The 22,710-nt window shown below is 64.2% G+C and carries 17 protein-coding genes; 2 read left to right on the top strand and 15 right to left on the bottom strand.

Annotated features, from left to right (window positions below; all coding sequences use genetic code 11):
• Window positions 1-37: 37 nt before the first annotated feature.
• The 7 genes from B2246_RS09555 to B2246_RS09525 form a co-directional block, all read right to left on the bottom strand.
• The gene (locus B2246_RS09555; RefSeq protein ID WP_035881296.1) at window positions 38-1,300 is read right to left on the bottom strand and encodes a phenylacetate--CoA ligase family protein; all 1,263 of its coding nucleotides are present in this window, start codon (window positions 1,298-1,300) and stop codon (window positions 38-40) included.
• Window positions 1,301-1,314: 14 nt separating this feature from the next.
• A complete protein-coding gene (locus B2246_RS09550) occupies window positions 1,315-2,130 on the bottom strand; it encodes an ABC transporter ATP-binding protein (protein WP_008641776.1) in 816 nt (271 codons plus the stop codon).
• 63 nt (window positions 2,131-2,193) lie between these two features.
• Window positions 2,194-3,531, bottom strand: a complete 1,338-nt coding sequence (locus tag B2246_RS09545) for an ABC transporter substrate-binding protein (protein WP_286881829.1) — start codon at window positions 3,529-3,531, stop codon at window positions 2,194-2,196.
• 64 nt (window positions 3,532-3,595) lie between these two features.
• Entirely contained in the window at window positions 3,596-4,672 is a 1,077-nt protein-coding gene (locus tag B2246_RS09540) for a branched-chain amino acid ABC transporter permease (protein ID WP_011515122.1), read from the bottom strand.
• Between the two features lie 12 nt (window positions 4,673-4,684).
• Window positions 4,685-5,599 (bottom strand): branched-chain amino acid ABC transporter permease, encoded by a 915-nt coding sequence (locus B2246_RS09535; protein WP_008641781.1) that lies wholly within the window; start codon window positions 5,597-5,599, stop codon window positions 4,685-4,687.
• Window positions 5,600-5,639: 40 nt separating this feature from the next.
• Complete coding sequence (locus B2246_RS09530; RefSeq protein WP_008641783.1) at window positions 5,640-6,581, bottom strand: ABC transporter ATP-binding protein; 942 nt, start codon at window positions 6,579-6,581, stop codon at window positions 5,640-5,642.
• 16 nt (window positions 6,582-6,597) lie between these two features.
• Complete coding sequence (locus tag B2246_RS09525) at window positions 6,598-8,562, bottom strand: AMP-binding protein (RefSeq protein WP_186425558.1); 1,965 nt, start codon at window positions 8,560-8,562, stop codon at window positions 6,598-6,600.
• 256 nt (window positions 8,563-8,818) lie between these two features.
• On the opposite strand from B2246_RS09525, the gene B2246_RS09520 reads away from it, so the two are divergent.
• On the top strand, window positions 8,819-9,496 hold the full coding sequence (locus tag B2246_RS09520; RefSeq protein WP_008641787.1) for a Crp/Fnr family transcriptional regulator: 678 nt from the start codon (window positions 8,819-8,821) through the stop codon (window positions 9,494-9,496).
• Window positions 9,497-9,499: 3 nt separating this feature from the next.
• Here B2246_RS09520 and B2246_RS09515 read toward each other — a convergent pair whose 3' ends face one another.
• The 5 genes from B2246_RS09515 to B2246_RS09495 form a co-directional block, all read right to left on the bottom strand.
• Entirely contained in the window at window positions 9,500-10,963 is a 1,464-nt protein-coding gene (locus B2246_RS09515; RefSeq protein ID WP_286881831.1) for an insecticidal delta-endotoxin Cry8Ea1 family protein, read from the bottom strand.
• Between the two features lie 183 nt (window positions 10,964-11,146).
• Window positions 11,147-12,001, bottom strand: coding sequence for a 3-hydroxybutyryl-CoA dehydrogenase (locus B2246_RS09510; RefSeq protein ID WP_008641790.1), 855 nt, complete (start codon window positions 11,999-12,001; stop codon window positions 11,147-11,149).
• A gap of 57 nt (window positions 12,002-12,058) precedes the next feature.
• A complete protein-coding gene (locus B2246_RS09505; RefSeq protein ID WP_008641792.1) occupies window positions 12,059-12,496 on the bottom strand; it encodes an HIT family protein in 438 nt (145 codons plus the stop codon).
• An 89-nt stretch (window positions 12,497-12,585) separates the two neighbouring features.
• On the bottom strand, window positions 12,586-15,867 hold the full coding sequence (gene icmF / locus B2246_RS09500) for a fused isobutyryl-CoA mutase/GTPase IcmF (RefSeq protein ID WP_286881833.1): 3,282 nt from the start codon (window positions 15,865-15,867) through the stop codon (window positions 12,586-12,588).
• A 248-nt stretch (window positions 15,868-16,115) separates the two neighbouring features.
• Window positions 16,116-16,454, bottom strand: a complete 339-nt coding sequence (locus B2246_RS09495) for a DUF2917 domain-containing protein (RefSeq protein WP_035881290.1) — start codon at window positions 16,452-16,454, stop codon at window positions 16,116-16,118.
• A 160-nt stretch (window positions 16,455-16,614) separates the two neighbouring features.
• Between B2246_RS09495 and B2246_RS09490 the strand changes: the two genes are divergently transcribed.
• Window positions 16,615-18,015 carry a PLP-dependent aminotransferase family protein gene (locus B2246_RS09490; protein ID WP_008641798.1) on the top strand — a complete coding sequence of 467 codons (1,401 nt, stop codon included), beginning with the start codon at window positions 16,615-16,617 and terminating at the stop codon, window positions 18,013-18,015.
• Here B2246_RS09490 and B2246_RS09485 read toward each other — a convergent pair whose 3' ends face one another.
• The 3 genes from B2246_RS09485 to B2246_RS09475 all read right to left on the bottom strand — a co-directional run bounded on the left by B2246_RS09485 (window position 18,016) and on the right by B2246_RS09475 (window position 22,512).
• Complete coding sequence (locus B2246_RS09485; RefSeq protein ID WP_008641800.1) at window positions 18,016-19,425, bottom strand: amino acid permease; 1,410 nt, start codon at window positions 19,423-19,425, stop codon at window positions 18,016-18,018.
• Between the two features lie 197 nt (window positions 19,426-19,622).
• Window positions 19,623-21,140, bottom strand: a complete 1,518-nt coding sequence (locus tag B2246_RS09480) for a CoA-acylating methylmalonate-semialdehyde dehydrogenase (RefSeq protein WP_008641802.1) — start codon at window positions 21,138-21,140, stop codon at window positions 19,623-19,625.
• Between the two features lie 40 nt (window positions 21,141-21,180).
• Window positions 21,181-22,512, bottom strand: a complete 1,332-nt coding sequence (locus B2246_RS09475; RefSeq protein ID WP_286881834.1) for an aspartate aminotransferase family protein — start codon at window positions 22,510-22,512, stop codon at window positions 21,181-21,183.
• Window positions 22,513-22,710 lie beyond the last annotated feature (198 nt).

Raw genomic sequence — 22,710 nt, 5'->3', positions numbered from 1 at the left:
TCAGGCGGCCGCGCGGGTCGGCACACGTCAGTCGTAGTCAGTCGTAACTACGCGCATCCTCGATCACCTTGCCATCCTGCGGCAGCGATCCTGCCGGCACGAAGCGGACTTCGCCACGCAGCCGCAGGACTTCGCGCATGGATTCACGGATGGCCCCCGCCAGCGCCTCGTCTTCGCGCGTGACGTCGCAATGCAGCGTCATCACATCGGCGCCAACCGTGCCTGTCACGATCAGCCGCGCCGCGCGAATCTCCGCATGACGCCGAACGACATCGCCCACCTGCCCCGGGTGTACGAACATCCCCTTGACCTTGGTGGCCTGGTCCGCGCGCCCGAGCCATCCCTTGAGCCGGATATTGGTCCGGCCGCACGGGCTTGCCCGATGCGATGAATCGGCCACGATCGCCGACAGGTCACCCGTGCCAAAGCGGATCAACGGGTAGTCGCCATTGCCGAGCACCGTCACCACGACCTCGCCGACTTCGCCTTCCGGCATCGGCTCCGTGCCGCCCGGCTCGACGATCTCGACCAACACGCCCTCGTCGACCACCCAGCCATCACCGCCTTCGGTCTCATAGGCGATCAGGCCGAGATCGGCGGTGCCGTACATCTGCCGCGCGGTGATGCCGTGGTCCTGCAGCCAGGCACGCAGCGCGGGCGGACAGGCCTCGCCACTGACCAGCGCCTTGGAAATGCTGGAGCACGCCATGCCCATCTCCTCGCCCCGCTCGATCAGCAGCTTCAGGAACGACGGTGTGCCCGCGTAGGCGGAAGGCTGCAGACTGGCCATCGCCTGCACCTGGGACTCGGTCTGCCCGACGCCGGCCGGAAACACGCAGCATCCAAGCCGATGCGCACCCGACTCCATCATCATGCCGGCCGGCGTGAAGTGGTATGAGAACGTGTTGTAGACCAGATCGCCCTCACGGAAGCCGGCGGCGAACATGGCGCGCGCCGTGCGCCACCAGTCTGGTCCATGACCGTCGGGCTCGTGGATCGGGCCCGGCGACTGGAACACATGCCGCAGATCGCGCAGCGGGGTCGCGTTCAGGCCGCCCAACGGGGGCGCGATACCCTGCTGCATGGTCATTTCAGACTTGCGTGTGACCGGCAGCGTCGCCAGCGCGGCACGCGACGTGATGTCGCGCGCGTCGATGTCGCAGAGTATCTCCGCGAAGTAAGCCGCGCGCGACTGCGCATGGGCAATCTGCCGCACCAGGGCGGCAAACAGCGCCGCCTCGCGTTCGGCCGGGTTGCGTGTCTCGAGTGCATCGAAATATTCAACAGGATCAGCAGCCATGGTCTGTCTTGTGTTCACGCCAGCCAGCGCTTGCGGCGGCGGTAGCTCTTCACATCGCGGAACGATTTGCGCGCGGCACCATCCGCATCGTTGGCGGCCACGCCCAGGTAGAACTCCTTGACGTCCTCGTTGGTGCGCAGCGATTCCGCATCGCCATCCATCACCACGCGGCCGTTCTCGAGGATGTAGCCGTAGTCGGCATGGCGCAGCGCCACCATCGTGTTCTGCTCGGCCAGCAGAAAGCTGACGCGCTCGCGGGTATTCAGGTCGCGCACGATTTCGAAGATCTCCTCGACGATCTGCGGCGCCAGGCCCATCGACGGCTCGTCGAGCAGGATCATCGCCGGCTTGGCCATCATGGCCCGCCCGATCGCGCACATCTGCTGCTCGCCGCCGGACGTATAGCCCGCCTGCGATTTGCGGCGCGTCTTCAGGCGCGGAAAGTACGCGTAGATCTTCTCGAGTTCATCGCGCGTCTGGCCGCGCGACAGCCCACGGGTATAGGCGCCCGTCAGCAGGTTCTCCTCGATCGTCAGGTGCGCGAAGCAGTGGCGCCCCTCCATGACCTGGATCACGCCGCGTTTGACCAGATCGTTTGGCGTGAGCTGGTCCACGCGCTGCCCGCGATATTCGATCGAGCCCTTGGTGACATCGCCACGCTCCGCATGCAGCAGATTCGAGATCGCCTTGAGCGTGGTGGTCTTGCCCGCGCCATTGGCGCCCAGCAACGCCACGATGCGACCCTCAGGCACTTCGAGCGACACGCCCTTGAGCACGAGGATCACATGGTCGTAGATGACTTCGATGTTATTGACGGATAGAAGGGTCATGTCCGCATCCCAGATCGTTTTGCTCCCCGCCCCCAACGAGTAGGAGCGGGGGAAAGACAACGCCTATGACTTCATGCAAGCCGGCGTGATGCCCTTCTCCTTCGCGTACTGCGCCGCCGTGGCCTTGAACAACGGGTGAATCAGGCTCTTGTTGCCTTCGATCCAGTCGGACACCACCACCCACTTGGCGCCGTCCCACTGCTGGATCTTCACCTTGCCGGAGCCCTCGTGGTTGTCGCAACTCGTCTTGATCTCCGGCAGCAGCCCGGTGGCGCCAACCTGCTGCAACCGCGCGCTGGTCAGGTTCAGGTTCTCAAAGGCCCAGCGCATTTCGTCGCCGTTCATCACCTTGCCCTTGCCGAACTTCGCCTGCGCCCCGCGGATGGCTTCGACGGTCACCACGGCCGCCGACACGCCGCGGTTATAGAGCACCGAGCCAACCTTGTTGCGATCCTGCATGTTGCCCTTGCCAGCGCCGTAGACCACCTTCTCGATATCGGCGATCAGCGGCACGTTCTTGCCAGCCACGTTCCAAGTGGCGCTCATATAGCCTTTGGCAGCCTCGCCAGCCGGTACCGTGTCCTCCTCGGACCCGGCCCACCACGACCCGATCATCTTGTCGCGCGAGTAGCCGACCTTCTGCGCGGCCTTCAGCGCGGTCTGGTTCATCACGCCCCAGCCCCAGAAGATCACGTAGTCAGGATTCTCCTGGCGGATCTTGAGCCACTGCGCGCCCTGCTCGTTGCCCGGGTGCGCCACGGGAATCTCGACCAGGTTGAACTTGCCGAGCTTGGCTTCGGCCTCAAGCGCGACGATCGGCTCCTTGCCGTAGGCCGAATCGTGATACAGGTAGACGATCTTCTTGCCGGCCAGCGATCCGCCGTTCTTCGACGTCAGGAACTTGACGATGGCCGATACCTGCATCTGGTACGTCGTCACCAGCGGAAACGCATATGGGAAGACCGAGCCATCCACGGCATCGGTACGTCCGTAGCCCATCATCACCAGCGGCACCTTGTCGGCGGCGGTCTTGTCGACCAGCGCGTACGAGATACCCGTGGACATCGTGTGATAGGCGGTGCCCTTGCTCGCACTGCTCTTGGCCTTCAGGCGCTCGTAGCACTCCACGCCCTTGGCGTTGTTGTACTCGGTCTCGCACTCTTCCCAGCTCAGCTTGACGCCGTTGACGCCACCCTCCTTGAGATTGACGTAGTTCAGGTAGTCCACGAAGCCGCCATAGAACGACTGGCCGTTGGCGCCGTACGGGCCAACACGGTAGCTCGGCAGCGCGACGAACTGATCATTGGTTTGCGCCAGCGCCGGCAAGGCCGGTACCAGCATGGCAGCCGCGACGCTGACCACAAGGGCGGCGCGCTGCGCGTTGCGAAACACGGTTGTCATCACAGTCTCCTTCACCTCGATCGGGCGTTGTTATGGGAACGACATGAAATACGGGGGCACGGGACTAGTGCGGGAACGGCCACAGGCGCAGCTTCTCCTTGGCGATCTGCCAGAGGCGAGCCAGGCCATGCGGCTCGACGATCAGGAAGAAGATAATCAACCCGCCGAACACCATGAGCTGGATATGCGACACCGTGGCGTTCGTGAACGGCAGGTGCAGCGACGACGCCAGCGCGGGCAGCACGTTGTCGAGAAAGATCGGCAGCAGCAGGATGAATGCGGCGCCCAGGAACGAGCCCAGGATGCTGCCTACGCCGCCGATGATGATCATGAACAGGATGCGGAACGACAGATCGAGCGAGAAGCCGTCTGGCTCCACCGAGCCGAGATAGCAGAACGCATACAGCGCGCCGGCCACGCCGCAATAGAAGGAACTGACTGCGAACGCCAACAGCTTGGTGCGCATCAGCGGGATGCCAATCACCTCGGCCGCCACGTCCATGTCGCGCACCGCCATCCACGCGCGGCCCGTGGCCGAGCGCACCAGGTTCTTGGCGATCAGCGCCAGCACGGTGACGATGCCCAGCACAAACAGATACTTCTTCACCGGGGTGTCGATCGCCACGCCAAACAGGTCGAGCCGCTGCGCCGTGATCACGCCCGAGGAACTGTTGTTCGACAACCAGGGAAACTTGGTCAGCGCCCACACCACGAAGAACTGCGCGGCCAGCGTGGCCACCGCCAGGTAGAAGCCCTTGATGCGCAGCGACGGCAGCCCGAACGCCACCCCCACCACCGCCGCCGACGCGCCGGCCAGGATGAACGTCAGCAGCACCGGAATGCCTTCGATCCGAAGCTGGAAGTTGTAGGCCGCGTACGCGCCCACCGCCATGAATGCAGCCGTGCCGAGCGAGAGCTGGCCAGCGTAGCCGGTGAGAATGTTGAGTCCAAGCGCCGCCAGCGAGAAGATCAGGAACGGCGTCAGGATGGCGCTGAGCCAGTATTCGGTGCCGACGAACGGAATCGCCACGAACGCCACCGCCATCAGCAGGGCAAAGAAAATGCGGTCCTGCCGGATCGGGAAAATCTGGCTGTCGGCAACGTAGCTGGTCTTGAACTGTCCGGATTCGCGATAAAGCATGTCGGTTCTCCGTCAGACGCGGTCGATGTGCTTCTCGCCGAACAGCCCCTCTGGCCGTACGAGCAGAAACAGCAACGCGAACACATACGGGAACCAGCCTTCGATCCCCCCGAAATTGCCGCCGAACACCGACTGGAACACCGGCGGGATGTAGATCTCGGCCAGCTTCTCCGATGCGCCAATGATCAGCCCGCCCACGATCGCGCCGGGCACCGACGTGAAACCCCCGAGAATCAGCACCGGCAGCGCCTTGAGCGCGGTCAGCGTCAGCGCGAACTGCACACCATTGCGCGAGCCCCACAACATGCCGGCCACCAGCGCCACGAATCCGGCCACGCCCCAGACGATGGCCCAGATGTTCTGCAGCGGAATCCCGAGCGAAAGCGCGGCCTGATGGTCATCCGCCACCGCGCGCAGCGCGCGGCCGACCTTGGTGTACTGGAAGAACAGCGCCAGCCCCCCCACCAGCACTGCCGCGATCAGCGCGGCGGCCAGATCGAACTTCGACACGACGATGTTGAAGCGCGTCAGGATCGATTCGATCGGCTCGTCGACGATGCCGAGCTGGATCGGCCGCACCTCGTTGCCGAAAAGCAGCGGCCCCAGCCCCTCCAGGAAGAACGACAGCCCGATCGTGGCCATGAACAGCGTGATTGGCGGCTGGTTGACCAGCTTGCGCAGCACGAAGCGCTCGGTGCTCATGCCGACGATGATCATGACGATGAACGCGCCGATCACGGCGGCCCACATCGGCAGCCCCTTGTCCATCAACCCGACCACGGCAAGCGCGGCGAAGTAGACCATCGCGCCCTGCGCGAAGTTGAACACGCCGGACGCCTTGTAGATCAGCACGAAGCCCAGTGCCACGAGCGAGTACATCAGTCCTGACAGCAAGCCGCCGATCAGGATTTCGAAGAAGAAACTCATCGCCGCTATCCTCTCAATGCTCTCTATGACCCCGGGGCGCTCAGTGCGCCGTGCCGAGATATGCGCGAATCACGTCCGGGTTCGACTTGACCTCATCGGGCGTGCCGTCACCGATTTTCTTGCCGTAGTCGAGCACCACCACGCGGTCGGAGATATCCATCACCACGCCCATGTCGTGCTCGATCAGCACAATGGTGGTGCCGAACTGATGGTTCACGTCCAGGATGAAACGGCACATGTCCTGCTTCTCTTCCACGTTCATGCCCGCCATCGGTTCATCGAGCAGCAGCATCGACGGTTCCGCGGCCAGCGCGCGCGCCAGCTCCACGCGCTTCTGCAGGCCGTAAGGCAGCCTGCCGACCGGTGTCTTGCGGATCGCCTGGATTTCGAGAAAGTCGATCACCTCCTCGACCTTGCGGCGATGACGCATCTCCTCGGCGCGTGCCGGCCCCCACCACAGCGCGTGCGCGAACACGCCCGTGCGGAACTGCGTGTTGCGGCCGGTCATGATGTTGTCCAGCACGGTCATGCCCTTGAACAGCGCGATGTTCTGGAACGTCCGGGCGATGCCCTGCCGCGCCGCTGCCGTGGGATGCATCTGGCGACGCTCCTGCCCACGAAACACGATGCGGCCCTGCTGCGGGTGATAGACGCCGTTGATCACGTTCAGCATCGAGCTCTTGCCCGCGCCGTTCGGGCCGATGATTGCGCGGATCTCGTGCTCGCAGACGTCGAACGAGATATCGGTCAGCGCCTTCACGCCGCCGAACGACAGCGAAATGTTCTGCAGATCGAGAATCACGTCGCCGCGCGTGCGGACGTGGGACGTCGATTCTGGCTCGCGCGCACTGTCGGGCCGCGGGCTGTCGCCGTGCGTGCCCTCCACGTGCCCGGCCGGAGCAATCGCGCCCGGCGGCACCAACGTGCCTGTGGCGTCCACGCGGGCCATGCCGCCTTGCCACGCTGTCTGGGTGACCGTCATGCCATACCCTCCGTGCTCACGCCGCGCGCGCGCCGCCTACGGGCGGGAAGCGCTTCACATCCACCAGCTTCAGCGTGGCCGACACGCTGCCCTCGCGCCCATCCTCGAACTTCACGCGCGTCTCGATGAACTGCTCGGGCTTGCCCGCATAGAGCGCCTCGACCAGCACGCCGTACTTCTCCGCGATGAAGCCGCGCCGCACCTTGCGCGTGCGCGTGAGTTCGTCGTCGTCCGGATCGAGTTCCTTATGCAGGATCAGGAAGCGTGCGATCTGCGACCCAGCCAGCATCGCATCGGCGGCCAGATCGGCGTTCACCTGCTCGACGCATTCGGCGATCATCGCGATCACGTCGGGCTGGGCAGCCAGGTCGACGTAGCCCGCATAGGGCAGATGGCGGCGCTCGGCCCAGTTGCCCACGGCGTCGAAGTCGATATTGATAAACGCGCAGACCCGGTCGCGGTCGGTACCGAAGGCCACCGCTTCCTTGATGTACGGGAAGAACTTGAGCTTGTTTTCGATGTACTTGGGCGCGAACATCGAGCCATCGGCCAGCTTGCCCACGTCCTTGGCCCGGTCGATGATCTTGAGGTGCCCGTCGGCATCGATCACGCCGGCGTCGCCAGTCAGGAAGTAGCCCTCGTCATTGATCGCCTCGCGTGTGGCGTCGTCGCGCTTGTAGTAGTTCTTGAGCAGCCCCACGCCGCGCACCAGCACTTCGCCGTTCTCGGCGATGCGGATCTCCATGCCTGGGGCGGCCGGTCCCACCGTATCGAACTTGACCTGTCCGTCCGGCTGCAGGCAGACGTACGCGCAGGTTTCGGTCTGGCCGTAGAACTGCTTCAGATTGATGCCGATCGAGCGATAGAAGCGGAACAGGTCCGGACCAATCGCCTCGCCTGCCGTGTAGCCCACGCGGATGCGGCTCATGCCAAGCACGTTGCGAAGCGGGCCGTAGATCAGCGCTTCACCCAGCGCGTAGCGCAGACGATCCAGCGTCGCTACCGGCCGCTTGTCGAGGATGTCCGCGCCGCAACGGCGCGCCACGTTCATCGCCCATTGAAAGAGGCGGCGCTTGACCCAGCCCGCGTCCTCCATGCGAATCATGACCTGCGTCAGCAGCCCTTCATAGATGCGCGGCGGTGCGAAGTAGTAAGTCGGGCCGATCTCGCGCAGATCTGTCATCACGGTCTCGCGAGACTCCGGGCAGTTCACTGTGAAGCCTGCCACCAGCGCCTGCGCGTACGAGAACAGGTTGTCGCCTACCCAGGCCATCGGCAGGTACGACAGCACGTCGTCATCGGCACCAAGGCCATCGAACTGGCAGCCGTTACGGGCCGAGCCAATCAGGCCCGCATGCGAGTGGCATACGCCCTTCGGTTTGCCAGTGGTGCCGGATGTATAGAGGATGATGGCCGTGTCTTCCGGCGCGCCGGCCTGCACTGCCGCGTCAAAGAATCCGGGGTTCGCGCGGTCGAACTCGCGGCCGATCTCCTGCACGCGTTCGTACGAAAGCAGCGACGGGTGATCGTAATCGCGCAGTCCGCGTGGGTCTTCGTAGATCAGGTGGCGTACCGCGCGGCCTCGCGCGGCGAGCTGCGATTCCACTTCGAGCAGCTTGTCGACCTGTTCCTGGTCCTCGACGATCGCGAACTCGATCTCCGCATCGTCGAGCACATAGATCATCTCGTTGGCGATCGCGTCCTGGTACAGCGGCACCGGAATGCCTCCCAGCGCCTGGGCGGCGGTCATGGCCCAGTACAGACGCGGACGGTTATCACCGACCACGGCCAGGTTCATGCCGCGCCGGAAGCCCAGCGCCGCGAGCCCACAGGCGAGTGCCCTTACCTCGTTCGCGGTCTGCGCCCAGCCATATGTCTGCCAGATACCGAGATCCTTCTCGCGATAGGCCGGATGATCGGGCCGCTGCGTGGCGTGCGCCAGCAGGCATCGCGGGAAGGTCGTTGCCGACGATTCCTGCATCGCTGTCTCCTCTCCACCATCGGACGCAGGGTTGGTTCCCTACGGGCCACGCCGGGTATCAAGCCCCTAGACCGGTCGTTATACTGGGCACGTCACATGCGGCGCTGCCGCACTGCATCATGCCTGCCTTGCCTGTTAGTTCGATCGCATCTGAATGTGCTGGCAAAGGCCGGTTCCGCGTGATCGTAAGATAGCCGATGCCATCCCCCGGGGTTGTCACGCCGATGACAATTCCGGGTTAATCCCTACGATTGAGATGACCGCCACCAACAACGACTTCATCGACCGATGCGCCTGGGCCATCAACCTGAGCCCCGAACAGCGCGCGCGTGTCAAACGTGTGACTGCGGTGCGCGAGTACAGCCAGGGCGAGTATGTCTGCCACAAGGGCGAGATGGCCGAGCACTGGCTCGGCGTCGTGGAGGGCGTGGTCAAGATCACAACTGTCTCGCCGTCGGGCAAGTCGGTCACGTTCACGGGCGTGCCCACGGGCGGATGGTTTGGCGAAGGCGCGGTGCTCAAGCACGAGATCCGCAAATACGACGTCATGGCGCTGCGCCGGTCACGCATCGCCTTCATTCCCATCGAGACTTTTCAGTGGTTGCTGGATACCAGCCTGCCGTTCACGCGATTTCTGCTGATGCAACTCAATGACCGGCTTGGCCAGTTCATCGCGGCGGTCGAATACGAACGGCTGCTCGACATCGATTCGCGCGTGGCGCGCGCCGTGTCGTCGCTGTTCAATGAGAGCCTCTATCCCGGCATTGGCACCACGCTCGAAATCTCGCAGGAAGAGATCGGACTGCTCGCCGGCATCTCGCGTCAGCGCGCGAACCAGGCCCTCAAGGTGCTGGAACAGCAGGGGCTGGTACGCGTGGATTATGGTGTGATCGAAGCACTCGATCTGGAGGGACTGCGGCAGTATGGGGAATGACGATCAGCGTGCGCTGCGCAGCCAATTCCAGTACGCGTCGCGCTGCTCCTGCAGCCTCCGCGAGATGCCGCTACTGCGCAGCAGCCGTGTGTTGAGGTCCTCGCCGGTCGACGTGATATAGAGCAGATCGCGTGTGCGTTGCGGCACATCGTCGGGATCGCGGCTGAAGCCAATCACCAGACAACCGAGATCGTTTTGGTAGAACCGGCTGCGCGTCCACATCGTCAGCGTCGTGAGCTTGCGCCCGGACGGTACCGGCACATCCTCCATCGGCGCACGCAGGTCCGTGCGATTCCACAATGTCAACGACGTGCCGTCGTCTAGCTTGAGCACCAGCGTCAGCGGGATACTGCCGCTGCGTATCGATGCGCCAACGATGTTGAAGCGCGCTCCGCCCACCGGGGCGGGAATGGTCACGGTACGCGTCTCCACGCCGGGAGCGCGATTGGCAATGATGCCAACGACGTCGGTGCGCCTGCCGCCGAACACCGTCGGCCCCATCGCCGACGGGTAACGCACATCCACGACACGCGGCGTGCCGTTGAAGTATTCAATGTAGATGCTCGAAGGATTGGCGAGTGGCCGCGCGAACGGCGTGGTCACGCCATCGGCCCAACCCCGAGCGGTATTGTCCCAATTGTCGGCCGTACCATACGCTTTGCTGTACACATCTTCGTACGGCAGGTCATGCACGGGGCCTGGATGCGTCACCGGGTCCATCGCCGCCACGAGTACGCGGAAGTCCGACAACAGCGTGATGCGTTGCCACGCGAACGGTTGCCAGTAATTGTGGATGTTCGTGCGATGCTGGCCGGGACTCGTCGGCGCTTGCTCGGCTAGTCGTTTGCGCTCGGCCTGCGCCACATCGTCGAGATACTGACCATAGTCCTGCGCTGTGTCGGTGGCCAGCTTGACATAGCTCTCATAGACCTTCGCGTTCCAGCTCCAGTCCTTGCCGTTCAGGGCGACGTCACGCAACAGCACCATATGTAATTGCGCGAATACCGCGAAAAGCGGCGCGATTTTCCACTGGAAATCGGGATTACGGAATTCCCGCGAAGCGGCGACCATCGACGTATTGGTCGCGACGAATTGCATCATCATGTTCTGCGTGTCGCCCGTCGAGGCGGCCGATACGTAGAGCTTGAGCGTATCGGCGATACCGTTGAGCTTCTGCTTGAGAAGACTGAAGACGGCCTCCTCGATCTTCTGGTTGATCAACGCTTCCACGCGCCCGCGGATATCGTCCCAGACATCTCGATTCCAGGGCCAGAGCAAACCCAGCAATGCCGAGGCGGACGAGCCGACAATCGGAATCTCGCCAAGCAGCACCTGAAGCACCGCCTTGAGATCCTCCAGCGGATCCGTGATATCGGGGTCCTTGAAGTCGGAACGCAGCGAGTCCCCCGGTTCCGTTGCATGGCAGCCGGTGGCTGCCGCCACACCCATTGCGGGAATGGCTATCAAAATCTCGCGCCTCGTTACCATCATCACCACCACATCGAGTACATGTGCAGCGATGCTACTTCCCAGTGCGACCCAACATTCGCGAACAATTGACGTGTGGCAAACTATTGGCTCATCGTTATTCGCGGCCCCTTCTCGCCGTGGCGGAAGGGGCCGGATCAGCGCGCAACGCGCGCCTGAGACTTACTTGCTGTACACGTACACGCCACGGCCGGTCTTGCGGCCCAGATAGCCTGCGGCCACCATTTCGCGCATCAGCATGGCCGGACGGTACTTCGGATCGGCGAACTCGGTGTAGAGCACTTCCATAACGGCAAGCATCGTGTCCAGGCCGATCATGTCGGCCAGCGCCAGCGGGCCGATCGGATGATTGCAGCCGAGCTTCATGCCTTCGTCGATTTCCTCGGGCGAGGCCAGGCCTTCACCAAGCACGCAGAACGCTTCGTTGATCATCGGGCAGAGAATGCGGTTGACCACGAAGCCCGGGCTGTTCTTGACCGTGATCGGGTACTTGCCCAGACGCTTGGCGAGGTCCTCGACGTCGGCGTGCGCGGCATCGCTGGTCTGCAGGCCACGAATCAGTTCGACCAGCGCCATCATCGGCACCGGGTTGAAAAAGTGCATGCCGATGAAGCGGTCCGCGCGCGACGTCACGGCGGCCAGCTTGGTGATCGAGATCGACGAGGTGTTCGACGCGACGATCACGTCGGGGCCGACGATGCCGTCGATCTGCTTCAGGATCTTGACCTTCAGGTCGAAGTTTTCGGTGGCCGCCTCGATCACGATGTCGGCGCGCTTCAGATCCTCGTACGACGTGCTGCCGTGGATACGTGCCAGCGCCGCGGCCTTGTCCGCCTCGGTGGCCTTTTCCTTCTTGATCAGGCGGTCGAGGCTGCCCGCCACGGTGGCGATGCCCTTCTGGACGGCGGCGTCGCTGATGTCGATCATCACCACGTCGATGCCGACCACCGCGCAGGCCTGCGCAATGCCGTTACCCATCGTGCCGGCACCAACGATGCCCACTGTCTTGATTGCCATGTCTGTCTTCCTTCCTTCAGTTTCCAGTTGTTTGGAGATTCGTATTTCCAGGCGCGCTCAGCCCTTGAGCTTCGCCAGCGCGGCAATGACGCGCTCGGCATGCTGCTTGAGCACGGCCATGTCCTGTTGCTGGCGTGCATGGCCGCGCAGCGGCTGGTCCACGTAGCGCGGCACGATATGGAAGTGGATGTGCGGCACGGTCTGGCCGGCCGCTGCGCCATTGAACTGGCTGATCACCACGCCATCGGGCTGAAAGGCCTCGCGCACGCCACGCGCGACGATCTGCGTCGCGCGGATCGCCGCGGCCGCGCCGGCCTCGGACAGGCCGAACACGTCGACGGCCTGCTCCTTCGGCACAACGAGTGTGTGACCGTCTGATTGCGGCATGATGTCCATGAACGCAATCGTGTCCGCGTCTTCATAAACCTTGAAGCACGGGAGTTCGCCGCGCAGGATGCGCGCGAAGATGTTGTTGCTGTCGTACTCGGCCTGCATGGGTGTCTCGTTTTTTCAAGCGGAACGCTGAGTGTAGCCCCAGCGTCCGCCGCCGTGAACCGCCCCACCCATTATTTCCATCGACGCAATTACATATTGCGCCGGTACTGCCCGCCGACCTCGAACAGCGCGTGCGTGATCTGCCCTAGCGAGCACACGCGCACCGCGTCCATCAGCACGGCAAAGACGTTCCGGTTGTCGATCACGGCCTGACGCAGCCTTGCCAGCATCGCCTCCGCATCGGCCTGGTGCGCCCCATGGAATTCCGTCAGGCGGTGCAACTGGCTCTGCTTCTCGTCCTCGCTGGAGCGGGCCAGTTCCAGCGTTTGTGGCGTCGGGTCCCCGTTCGGATTGCGGAACGTGTTCACGCCGATGATCGGCAAGGTGCCGTCGTGCTTGAGCTGTTCGTAGTACAGCGATTCCTCCTGAATCTTGCCGCGCTGGTAGCCGGTTTCCATCGCGCCCAGCACCCCGCCGCGCTCGGCGATGCGCTCGAACTCCTGCAGCACGGCCTCCTCGACGAGATCGGTCAGTTCCTCGATCAGGAAACTGCCCTGATTCGGGTTCTCGCACTTGGCCACGCCCCATTCGCGATTGATGATCAGCTGGATCGCCAGCGCCCGGCGCACCGATTCGGCCGTCGGGGTGGTGATGGCTTCGTCATAGGCGTTGGTGTGCAGCGAATTGCAGTTGTCGTAGATCGCGATCAGGGCCTGCAGCGTGGTGCGGATGTCGTTGAAATCGATCTCCTGCGCGTGCAGTGACCGGCCCGATGTCTGGATGTGGTACTTGAGCTTCTGGCTGCGGTCGTTGGCGCCGTACTTGTCGCGCATCGTCACCGCCCAGATGCGGCGTGCCACGCGGCCCAGCACGCTGTACTCCGGGTCCATGCCGTTCGAGAAGAAGAACGACAGGTTGGGCGCGAAGTCGTCGATATGCATGCCGCGCGCCAGATAGGCCTCGACATACGTGAAGCCGTTGGCCAGCGTGAAGGCCAGTTGCGAAATCGGATTCGCGCCGGCTTCGGCGATGTGATACCCCGAGATCGACACGGAGTAGAAGTTGCGCACCTGATGGTGGACGAAGTACTCCTGGATGTCCCCCATCACCTTGAGCGAGAACTCGGTCGAGAAGATGCACGTGTTCTGGCCCTGGTCTTCCTTCAGGATGTCAGCCTGTACCGTGCCACGGACGTTCTGCAGCACCCACGCGCGGATCTTCGCTTCCTCGTCGGCCGTCGGATCGCGGCCGTTATCGGCACGAAAACGGTCGATCTGCTGGTCGATGGCCGTGTTCATGAACATCGCCAGGATCGTGGGCGCCGGGCCGTTGATCGTCATCGAGACCGACGTGGACGGGTTGGTCAGGTCGAAGCCATCGTAGAGAACCTTCATGTCCTCGAGCGTGGCGATCGACACGCCGGAGTTGCCCACCTTGCCGTAGATGTCCGGCCGCTCGTGCGGGTCTTCACCGTAGAGCGTGACCGAGTCGAACGCCGTGGACAGCCGCTTGGCGTCCATGCCTTCGGAAACGAGCTTGAAGCGGCGATTGGTGCGGAATGCATCGCCCTCGCCCGCGAACATGCGCGTGGGGTCCTCACCCTCGCGCTTGAACGCGAACACGCCGGCCGTGTATGGGAAGCTGCCGGGCACGTTCTCGCGCATCAGCCACTTCAGGATCTCGCCTTCGTCCTCGAAGCGCGGCAGCACCACCTTGCGGATCTTGGTGCCCGACAGCGTGGTGCTGATCAGGCCGGTGCGGATTTCCTTGTCGCGAATCTTCACGACGTATTCGTCGCCGCTGTAGGCCTGCTGCATCTGCGGCCACATCGCCAGCAGCTTGCGCTCCACGGCGCCAAGCGAGGCGTCGCGTTCGCTGGCCAGCGTCTCGAGCGCGGCACTTTCGTGCCCGGCGCCCTGCAGCATGTCATGCGCCGCGCGCAGTTGCTGGCGCTCACGCGCCAGTTTGCTCTGGGCGACCACGCGGCGATGGTAGGCCCGCACCGTATCGGCCAGTTCCGCCAGATACCGGCTGCGCGCGGGCGGCACGATCACATTCTGGCCGGTCGAAATCCGGCCTTCCAGATTCGGCAGTGTGCCCGGCTTCAGACTCATGCCACGCGCGCCCAGCGCCCCCACCAGTCCTTGGTAGAGCATGGTCACGCCATCGTCATTGAAGCGCGATGCCTGCGTGCCATAGACCGGCATGTCCTCGGCCCGGCTGTGCCATTGCTCGCGGTTGCGCTGCACCTGCTTGGCCACGTCGCGCCAGGCATCCTGCGCGCCCTTGCGGTCGAACTTGTTGATGGCCACGAAGTCGGCGAAGTCGAGCATGTCGATCTTCTCGAGCTGGCTGGCCGCGCCGAATTCCGGCGTCATCACGTAGAGCGACAGGTCGACGTGCGGCACGATGGCTGCGTCGCCCTGGCCGATGCCGGACGTCTCCACGATCACGAGATCGAAACGCGCCGCCTTGCACGCGGCGATGACGTCGGGCAGCGCCTGGGAGATCTCCGAGCCAGCCTCGCGGGTGGCCAGCGAACGCATGAAGATGTTCGGGTGGTTGATCGCATTCATGCGAATGCGGTCGCCCAGCAATGCGCCACCCGACTTGCGGCGCGACGGGTCGATCGAGATCACGGCGATCGAAAGCGCGTCGTCCTGGTCGAGCCGGAACCGTCGAATCAGTTCATCGGTCAGCGATGACTTGCCCGCGCCGCCCGTGCCAGTGATGCCCAGCACCGGCACGGCCGCGGCCTTCGCCTGGGCATGCAGTGCGCTGACCAGTTCCGGGTCCGCCTTTCCGTTCTCGAGCGCGGTAATCAGTTGCGCCAGCGCGCGGCGGTCGCCGGCGACCACGGTGTCGAGCGTAGTGGGTGCGTAGCGCGTCAGGTCGATATCGCAACGCTGCGCCATATCGGTGATCATGCCGGCCAGACCCATGCGCTGGCCGTCCTCGGGACTGTAGATGCGGGCCACGCCGTAGGCCTGGAGTTCGCGGATCTCGTCCGGCACGATCACGCCGCCGCCGCCGCCGAACACCTGGATGTGCTCGCCGCCGTGCTCGCGCAGCAGATCGATCATGTATTTGAAGTATTCGACGTGCCCGCCCTGATAGCTGGAGATGGCGATGCCCTGCACGTCTTCCTGCAGCGCGGCCGTGACGACCTCTTGCACGGAGCGGTTGTGGCCGAGGTGGATGACTTCACACCCCTGCGACTGAAGGATGCGCCGCATGATGTTGATCGAGGCGTCGTGGCCGTCGAACAGCGACGCCGCGGTGACAAAGCGCACCTTGTTGGCCGGTCCCCGGCCAGGCGCTGCCTGCGGCTTGGCGGCCGCGGTCCTGCTCACATCAGAAAGATCAGTCATTGTCTCCACCGCTCTGTTTTGTGGCTGGCTGCCGCACGCCGGTGGTTCTGACGACCACGTTGACGAGGGCCGGACGATTATATGACGTTTACGTTAACGTAAGGCAAGGCGCGCGCGTAAGCTCGGTCGCCATGGCGGCATCGTCGCACAGAGGAGGGACTGGGTGAAGCGGCCTGATGGCCACGAACGCCCGTCAGGCGGGCGTCCGGGTCTCGACAGTGAAGCCGTGGCGGCGAATCAGGGGCGAATCAGGCGCTGATCCGCGGGCAGTCGCCGAAGGCGGCAGTCTTGTGCTCGCCCCAGCGGCGGGCAAGCTGGCGGGTGATGAAGACTGCGCGCCGCAACGACCACGGGGCCGGGGATTCAGTCAGCAGGAACCGCGACCCGGGTACGTCGCCCGACAGCCAGACGCGCGCGCCTTCCGGCAACGTCATGACATCGCCGGGCCGCAGCCAGATATCGGCCAGATGCCCTTCCACAGTCAGCCACAGCCGGCCTTCCAGCGCGGTGACGCTGTGACCGTGCCGGGCACGCCACGTCACGGGTTGGTCGGGTTCTTCAAGCTCAAATGTCCTGAGTTCGCGCATGGGTGTCTCCTGATCTTGCCGGCGCGACGGTGAGGATTCCGGTGACGCCGCGCCACGCTTCCATTATTCACGGCGCGGACTACAATCCCATGCACAGTTCCGAACAGTTTTCATTGAACTGTTCAGTAGTTTTTGCTGACAGTTGCCGCTGCCGCCTCCTATGAGACTCATACTAGACCCCTCCACCGGCGTACCGCTGACCGAACAGATCGTGCTGGGCGTGAAGGCCTGGATCAGCTCGCGGGAAGCGCTGCCCGGGGCACGTCTGCCGTCGATCCGGCAAATGGCCGCCGAGCACGGCATCAGCCGTTTCCCGGTTATCGAGGCATACGACCGACTGGTCTCGCAGGGGTTGGTCGATTCGCGGCAAGGCTCGGGCTTCTACGTCGCGGATAGCACGCTGGCCGGGCGCAGCGGACGCGGCTGGTCCGACCCGAGTCTGGCGGAGGACCTGTCGCTCCATATCATCGACCAGTTCCACCACCCCAGTGGCACGCTGAAGCTGGCTGGCGGCTTCGTGCCCGAGGAATGGCGCGATGTGGAGGGCCTGACGCAGGCCATTCGTCACATCACGCGCCACGACATCGACAGCGTGATCCACTACGCCACGCCGCTGGGTCATCCGGAACTGCGCAAGCAGGTGCTGACGCGCGTGCGGCAGGTCGGCATCCAGGCCGAGTTGTCTCAGATCCTGATCACGACGGGCGCAAGCCAGGCGCTCGACCTCGTGGCGCGCCACCTGCTCAAGCCCGGCGATACCGTGTTCGTGGAAGACCCCGGCTACTACAACCTGTTTGGCTTGCTGCGCATGCAGGGCGTGCAGCTCGTGGGCGTGCCGCACACGCCGAACGGGCCTGACCCCGAGGCCTGCGAGCGCCTGCTGCGTGATCACAAGCCGAAGCTGTTCTTCACGAACAGTGTGCTGCAGAACCCAACCGGCTCCACGCTGGCGCCACCGGTGGCATTCCGGCTGCTCGAACTGGCACGCAAGCACAACTTCCGTTTCGTGGAAGACGACATCTTCTCGGACTTCCAGCTCAACTTCACCGACCGGCTGGCCACGCTCGACCAGCTCGAGCACGTGATCTACGTTGGCGGGTTCTCGAAGACAGTGTCGGCGGCGCTGCGCGTGGGCTACATCGTTGCAGACAAGGCGCTGGTCAAGGACCTGATCGACGTGAAGGTGCTGACGAGCGTGGCGGGCTCCCATTTCGCCGAAGCCGTCACCGCGACGATGCTGGAGCGCGGCAACTACCGCAAGTACGTGGAGCGGCTGCGCGTACGCACGCGCGAAGTCACGGCCGATGTGGTCAAGCTTCTGGGCCAGTACAACTGGGACGTGTTCTGCGAGCCGGCAGGCGGCAATTTCCTGTGGGCGCGTCCGCGCGGCATCGAGGACTCGCGCGAACTCGTCACGCTGGCCGAAAACCACGGCGTGGCGCTGGCGCCGGGACACTTCTTTCGCCCCGGCGGCGAGACCACGGCGTGGGTGCGCATCAACTCGGCCTACGCGGGCGATCCCCGCGCACGCGCGTTCCTCGAAGACGCCGGCAGCCGCTGATCAGCCCTCGGCGTCGCCGCCGTGGTTGTGCAGCACCGCGTTGCGGCGCGAGTAAGCGAAGTAGATGATCAAGCCCAACCCGATCCAGCACAGGAATGCGATCCAGGTCAGCGCCTGCAGATGGGCCATCAGGAACAGGCAGAAGCCAACGGCCAGCAGCGGCACCACGGGCACGCCCGGGCAGCGGAAGCCGCGCCGCAAATCTGGGCGCGTGCGGCGCAACACAAGGATCGCGATCGAGATCAGCGTGAACGCGGCCAGCGTGCCGATGTTGATCAGTTCGGCCAGTACGTTCAGCGGCACGAAAGCGGCGATCGCCGCGAACACAATGCCGACGGTCCATGTGGCCGTGTACGGCGTGGCATGAACCGGGTGCACCGTCGATAACGCTTCCGGCAGCAGCCCGTCGCGCGACATGGCGAAGATGATCCGCGTCTGCCCGTAGGTCATCACCAGAATCACGGTGGTCATGCCGAGGATGGCGCCCAGATCAACAAACCCGGCCACCCAGTTCTGCCCCGCGTATTGCAGCGCCAGCGACACCGGATGGTCGACGCCCTCGAACTTCATGTACGGCACGATGCCGGTCATGATGGCCGCCACGGTCACGTAAAGGATGGTGCATACCGCCAGCGAACCGATGATGCCGATCGGCAGGTCACGGCGCGGGTTACGCACTTCCTCGGCGGCCGACGTCACCGCATCGAACCCGATAAACGCGAAGAAGACGAGCGCGGCGGCGTTGAAGACGCCGGTCATGCCGAACGGCGCGAACGGCTGCCAGTTGGCGGGCCTCACGTGCCAGACGCCGACGGCGATGAACAGCAGCACGACGCTGATCTTGATTGCCACCATCACGTTGTTGAGTCGTGCCGATTCCTTGACGCCGTACGAAACGATCCACGTGATCGCCAGCATGATCAGGCAGGCGGGCAGGTTGAACAGCGTGTGTTCACCGGGCACCGCACCCGGCGCGGCAGTCAGCGCGGTCGGCAGATGGATGCCGAACCCGGCGATCAGTGACTGGAAGTAGCCGGACCACCCCACTGACACTGCCGACGTGGCCAGCCCGTACTCGAGCAGCAGGTCCCAGCCGATCATCCACGCCACGATCTCGCCGAGCGTGGCGTAGCTATAGGTGTAGATCGAACCGGATACGGGGATCGCGGACGCGAACTCCGCATAGCACAGCGCCGCGAATCCGCAGGCCATGGCCGCGATCACGAACGACACCGTCAGCGCGGGGCCCGCGGTCAGCGCCCCGGTGCCAGTCAGCACGAAAATCCCCGTGCCGATGATGGCCCCGATACCCATCAGCACCAGATCCACCGCCCCCAGCACCTTTCGCAATCCGTCGTGCTCGCTGACTTCCAGCATGGCGTCGATGTTTTTGGTGCGAAAGAGACTCATGGCGTGGCTCCGGCAAAAAGTCCGTGTAAGGACTATAGGTTGTGCGGAATCCGCCAGCGGTCTGGGCTGCGCATCTTTTGAACGGCAGCGGCACCGGCGGAAGGGCGGCATGATACTCGCAAAAGAAACTCGCAAAAGAAAAGGGCGCCCCCGAAGGGACGCCCGATCCAGCCGACAATCGCCGTGCGCTGACGCCGTTACTTCGCCACCGGCATCGTGAACTCCGCACCCTTGGCGATGCTGTCCGGCCAGCGTTGCATCACGCTCTTGTAGCGTGTGTAGAAGCGCACACCTTCCTCGCCGTAGGCGTGGTGATCGCCGAACAGCGAGCGCTTCCAGCCACCGAACGAATGCCACGCCATCGGCACCGGAATGGGCACGTTGATGCCGACCATGCCCACCTGGATCTGACGCGCGAAAGCGCGTGCGATGCCGCCGTCGCTGGTGTAGCACGACACGCCATTGCCAAACTCGTGGCGATTGATCAGATCCACCGCCTCGGCAAAGTCGTGCACGCGCACCACTGACAGCACCGGACCGAAGATCTCTTCCTTGTAGATCGTCATGTCCGGCTTGACGTTGTCGAACAGCGTGCCACCGACGAAGAAGCCGTTCTCGTGACCGTCCACCTTGTGGCCGCGGCCATCGGTCACCAGCTTCGCGCCTTCGGCCACGCCCTTGGCGATATAGCCCTCGACCTTCGCCTTGTGCGCGGCGGTCACCAGCGGACCCATTTCGGCGTCATCCTCCATGCCGTTGCGGATCTTCAGCGTGGCCGCGCGCTCGGCCAGACGCGGCACCAGACGGTCGGCCACGTCGCCAACGGCCACGGCCACCGAGATCGCCATGCAGCGCTCACCGGCTGAGCCGTACGCCGCGCCAACCAGCGCGTCCACGGCCTGATCGAGATCGGCGTCGGGCATCACCACCAGGTGGTTCTTCGCGCCGCCCAGCGCCTGCACGCGCTTGCCGTGCTTCGTGCCTTCCGTGTAGATGTACTCGGCGATCGGCGTGGAGCCGACGAACGACAGCGCCTGCACGTCCGGGTGCGCCAGCAGCGCGTCGACGGCGACCTTGTCACCCTGCACCACGTTGAACACGCCATCGGGCAGACCGGCCTGCTTGAGCAGGTCGGCGATCAGCAGGCTCGGCGACGGATCGCGCTCGGACGGCTTCAGCACAAACGTGTTGCCGCATGCCAGGGCCACCGGGAACATCCACATCGGCACCATGACCGGGAAGTTGAACGGCGTGATGCCGGCCACCACGCCCAGCGGCTGGCGCAGGTTCCAGTTGTCGATGCCACCGCCGATGTTGTCGGTGAAGTCGGTCTTGAGCAGGTTGGGGATGCCGCAGGCGAATTCCACCACCTCGATACCGCGCGTCACCTCACCCTTGGCATCGGAAAACACCTTGCCGTGCTCACGCGTGATCAGCGCGGCCAGGTCGTCGTGATGGCGGTCGAGTAGTTCCTTGAACTTGAACAGGATGCGGGCGCGGCGCAGCGGCGGCATCTCCGCCCATGCCGGGGCCGCGGCCTTGGCGGCGGCGACTGCTGCCGCCACGTCATCGGCTGAGCCCATGGCCACGCGCGCGGCCACTTCGCCCGTGGCAGGGTTGAACACATCGGCAAAGCGGTCCGTGCCCGCACGGCGCACGGTCCCGCCAACGTAGTGATGGATTTCGGCGATCTGCCGGTTTTCTGCAATGTTCACTGCGGTCTTCCTCGTTGTCTCTGGCGCTCTGGGGCGGGTCTTACTTGATGCTATGCAAGGCCTGGCGCACGGTGTCGAACATCTGGTCGATCTCGGCCTCCGAAATAATCAGCGGCGGCGAGAACGCCAGGATATCGCCCGTGTAGCGTACCAGCAGACCCAGCTCCAGGCATTTCAGGAATGCCTCGTAGGCGCGTGCGCCCGGCGCGCCGGGTCGCGATTCCAGTTCCACGCCCGCCACCAGGCCAAGGTTGCGGATGTCCTTCACATACGGCGCACCACGCAAGCCGTGGACGGCCGACTCGAACTTCGGCGACATCTCGGCCGCGCGTTCGAACAGCTTGTCGCGCTTGTAGAGGTCGAGCGTGGCGATACAGGCCGCCATCGCCAGCGGATGGCCCGAGTACGTGTAACCATGCGGCAGCTCGATGCCGCCTTGCGGCGTGGCGTTGATCACCGCGTCATGCACTTCGCGGCGCACGGCCACGGCGCCCATCGGCACGGCGGCGTTGTTGATGGCCTTGGCCATGGTGATCAGGTCCGGCGTCACCTTCAGACGCTCGGCGCCGGTCGCGGCGCCAAGGCGGCCGAATGCGGTGATCACTTCGTCGAAGATCAGCAGGATGCCGTGCTTGCTGGTGATCTCGCGCAGTTTTTCCAGATAGCCGACCGGCGGAATCAGCACGCCGGCCGAACCGGCCATCGGCTCCACGATCACAGCGGCGATGTTCGAGGCATCGTGCAGCGCGACCAGCCGCTCGAGTTCTTCGGCCAGATGGGCACCCCATTGCGGCTGGCCCTTCGAGTACGCGGCCTCGGCGATGTTCAGCGTGGCAGGCAGGTGATCGGTGCCGGGCATCACATTGGCCGACCACATCTTGCGGTTCGGCCCGATACCGCCAACGCCCATGCCGCCGAAGCCCACGCCGTGGTAGCCGCGCTCGCGGCCGATAACGCGCGTGCGCTGGCCTTCGCCACGGGCACGGTGATAGGCCAGCGCGATCTTCAGCGCGGTATCGACCGATTCGGAACCGGAGTTCGTGAAGAAGATGCGGTCCAGCCCCTGCGGCATCAGCGACGCCACCTTGGTCGCCGCTTCGAATTCAAGCGGGTGGCCCATCTGGAACGGCGGCGCGTAGTCCAGCGTGGCGGCCTGTTGCGCGATCGCCTCGACGATTTCCTTGCGGGCGTGGCCCGCGGCCACGCACCAGAGGCCGGCGCAACCGTCCAGGATCTGGCGACCGTCATGGGTCGTGTAGTACATGCCGCTGGCCGATACCAGCAGGCGCGGCGCGGACTTGTACTGGCGATTGGCCGTAAAGGGCATCCACAGGGATTCGAGATCGGGGATCACGGTCTTGGCGGCGTCCATACATTCTCCTGATGGCGGTGTGAGGCGTTGTGGGGCGGTGTGGGGCGAAGCCGGGCTCATTTCGGGAGTTCGGCCACGGTTTCGGGCAACTCTACCGGCGGGGTCTGGCATCAAGAATATACGGTCGCGAGATCGACGCCTTACCGTACAGTTTAGGAAGCTCAAACCGTACAGGTACACCACATCACACGACGCGAG

The organism is Cupriavidus sp. UBA2010, assembly GCF_002335265.1.
GTDB lineage: Bacteria > Pseudomonadota > Gammaproteobacteria > Burkholderiales > Burkholderiaceae > Cupriavidus > Cupriavidus metallidurans.
Note: the sequence above shows the minus strand (reverse complement) of the source record. Positions and strands in the feature narration are given on the sequence as shown.

Bases quoted from the DNA above. Each gene is read 5' to 3' on its own strand.
- B2246_RS09555 (WP_035881296.1), bottom strand. From the start codon at position 1,300: ATGGCTGCTGATCCTGTTGAATATTTCGATGCACTCGAGACACGCAAC.
- B2246_RS09550 (WP_008641776.1), bottom strand. From the start codon at position 2,130: ATGACCCTTCTATCCGTCAATAACATCGAAGTCATCTACGACCATGTG.
- B2246_RS09545 (WP_286881829.1), bottom strand. From the start codon at position 3,531: ATGACAACCGTGTTTCGCAACGCGCAGCGCGCCGCCCTTGTGGTCAGC.
- B2246_RS09540 (WP_011515122.1), bottom strand. From the start codon at position 4,672: ATGCTTTATCGCGAATCCGGACAGTTCAAGACCAGCTACGTTGCCGAC.
- B2246_RS09535 (WP_008641781.1), bottom strand. From the start codon at position 5,599: ATGAGTTTCTTCTTCGAAATCCTGATCGGCGGCTTGCTGTCAGGACTG.
- B2246_RS09530 (WP_008641783.1), bottom strand. From the start codon at position 6,581: ATGACGGTCACCCAGACAGCGTGGCAAGGCGGCATGGCCCGCGTGGAC.
- B2246_RS09525 (WP_186425558.1), bottom strand. From the start codon at position 8,562: ATGCAGGAATCGTCGGCAACGACCTTCCCGCGATGCCTGCTGGCGCAC.
- B2246_RS09520 (WP_008641787.1), top strand. From the start codon at position 8,819: ATGACCGCCACCAACAACGACTTCATCGACCGATGCGCCTGGGCCATC.
- B2246_RS09510 (WP_008641790.1), bottom strand. From the start codon at position 12,001: ATGGCAATCAAGACAGTGGGCATCGTTGGTGCCGGCACGATGGGTAAC.
- B2246_RS09505 (WP_008641792.1), bottom strand. From the start codon at position 12,496: ATGCAGGCCGAGTACGACAGCAACAACATCTTCGCGCGCATCCTGCGC.
- icmF (WP_286881833.1), bottom strand. From the start codon at position 15,867: ATGACTGATCTTTCTGATGTGAGCAGGACCGCGGCCGCCAAGCCGCAG.
- B2246_RS09495 (WP_035881290.1), bottom strand. From the start codon at position 16,454: ATGCGCGAACTCAGGACATTTGAGCTTGAAGAACCCGACCAACCCGTG.
- B2246_RS09490 (WP_008641798.1), top strand. From the start codon at position 16,615: ATGAGACTCATACTAGACCCCTCCACCGGCGTACCGCTGACCGAACAG.
- B2246_RS09485 (WP_008641800.1), bottom strand. From the start codon at position 19,425: ATGAGTCTCTTTCGCACCAAAAACATCGACGCCATGCTGGAAGTCAGC.
- B2246_RS09475 (WP_286881834.1), bottom strand. From the start codon at position 22,512: ATGGACGCCGCCAAGACCGTGATCCCCGATCTCGAATCCCTGTGGATG.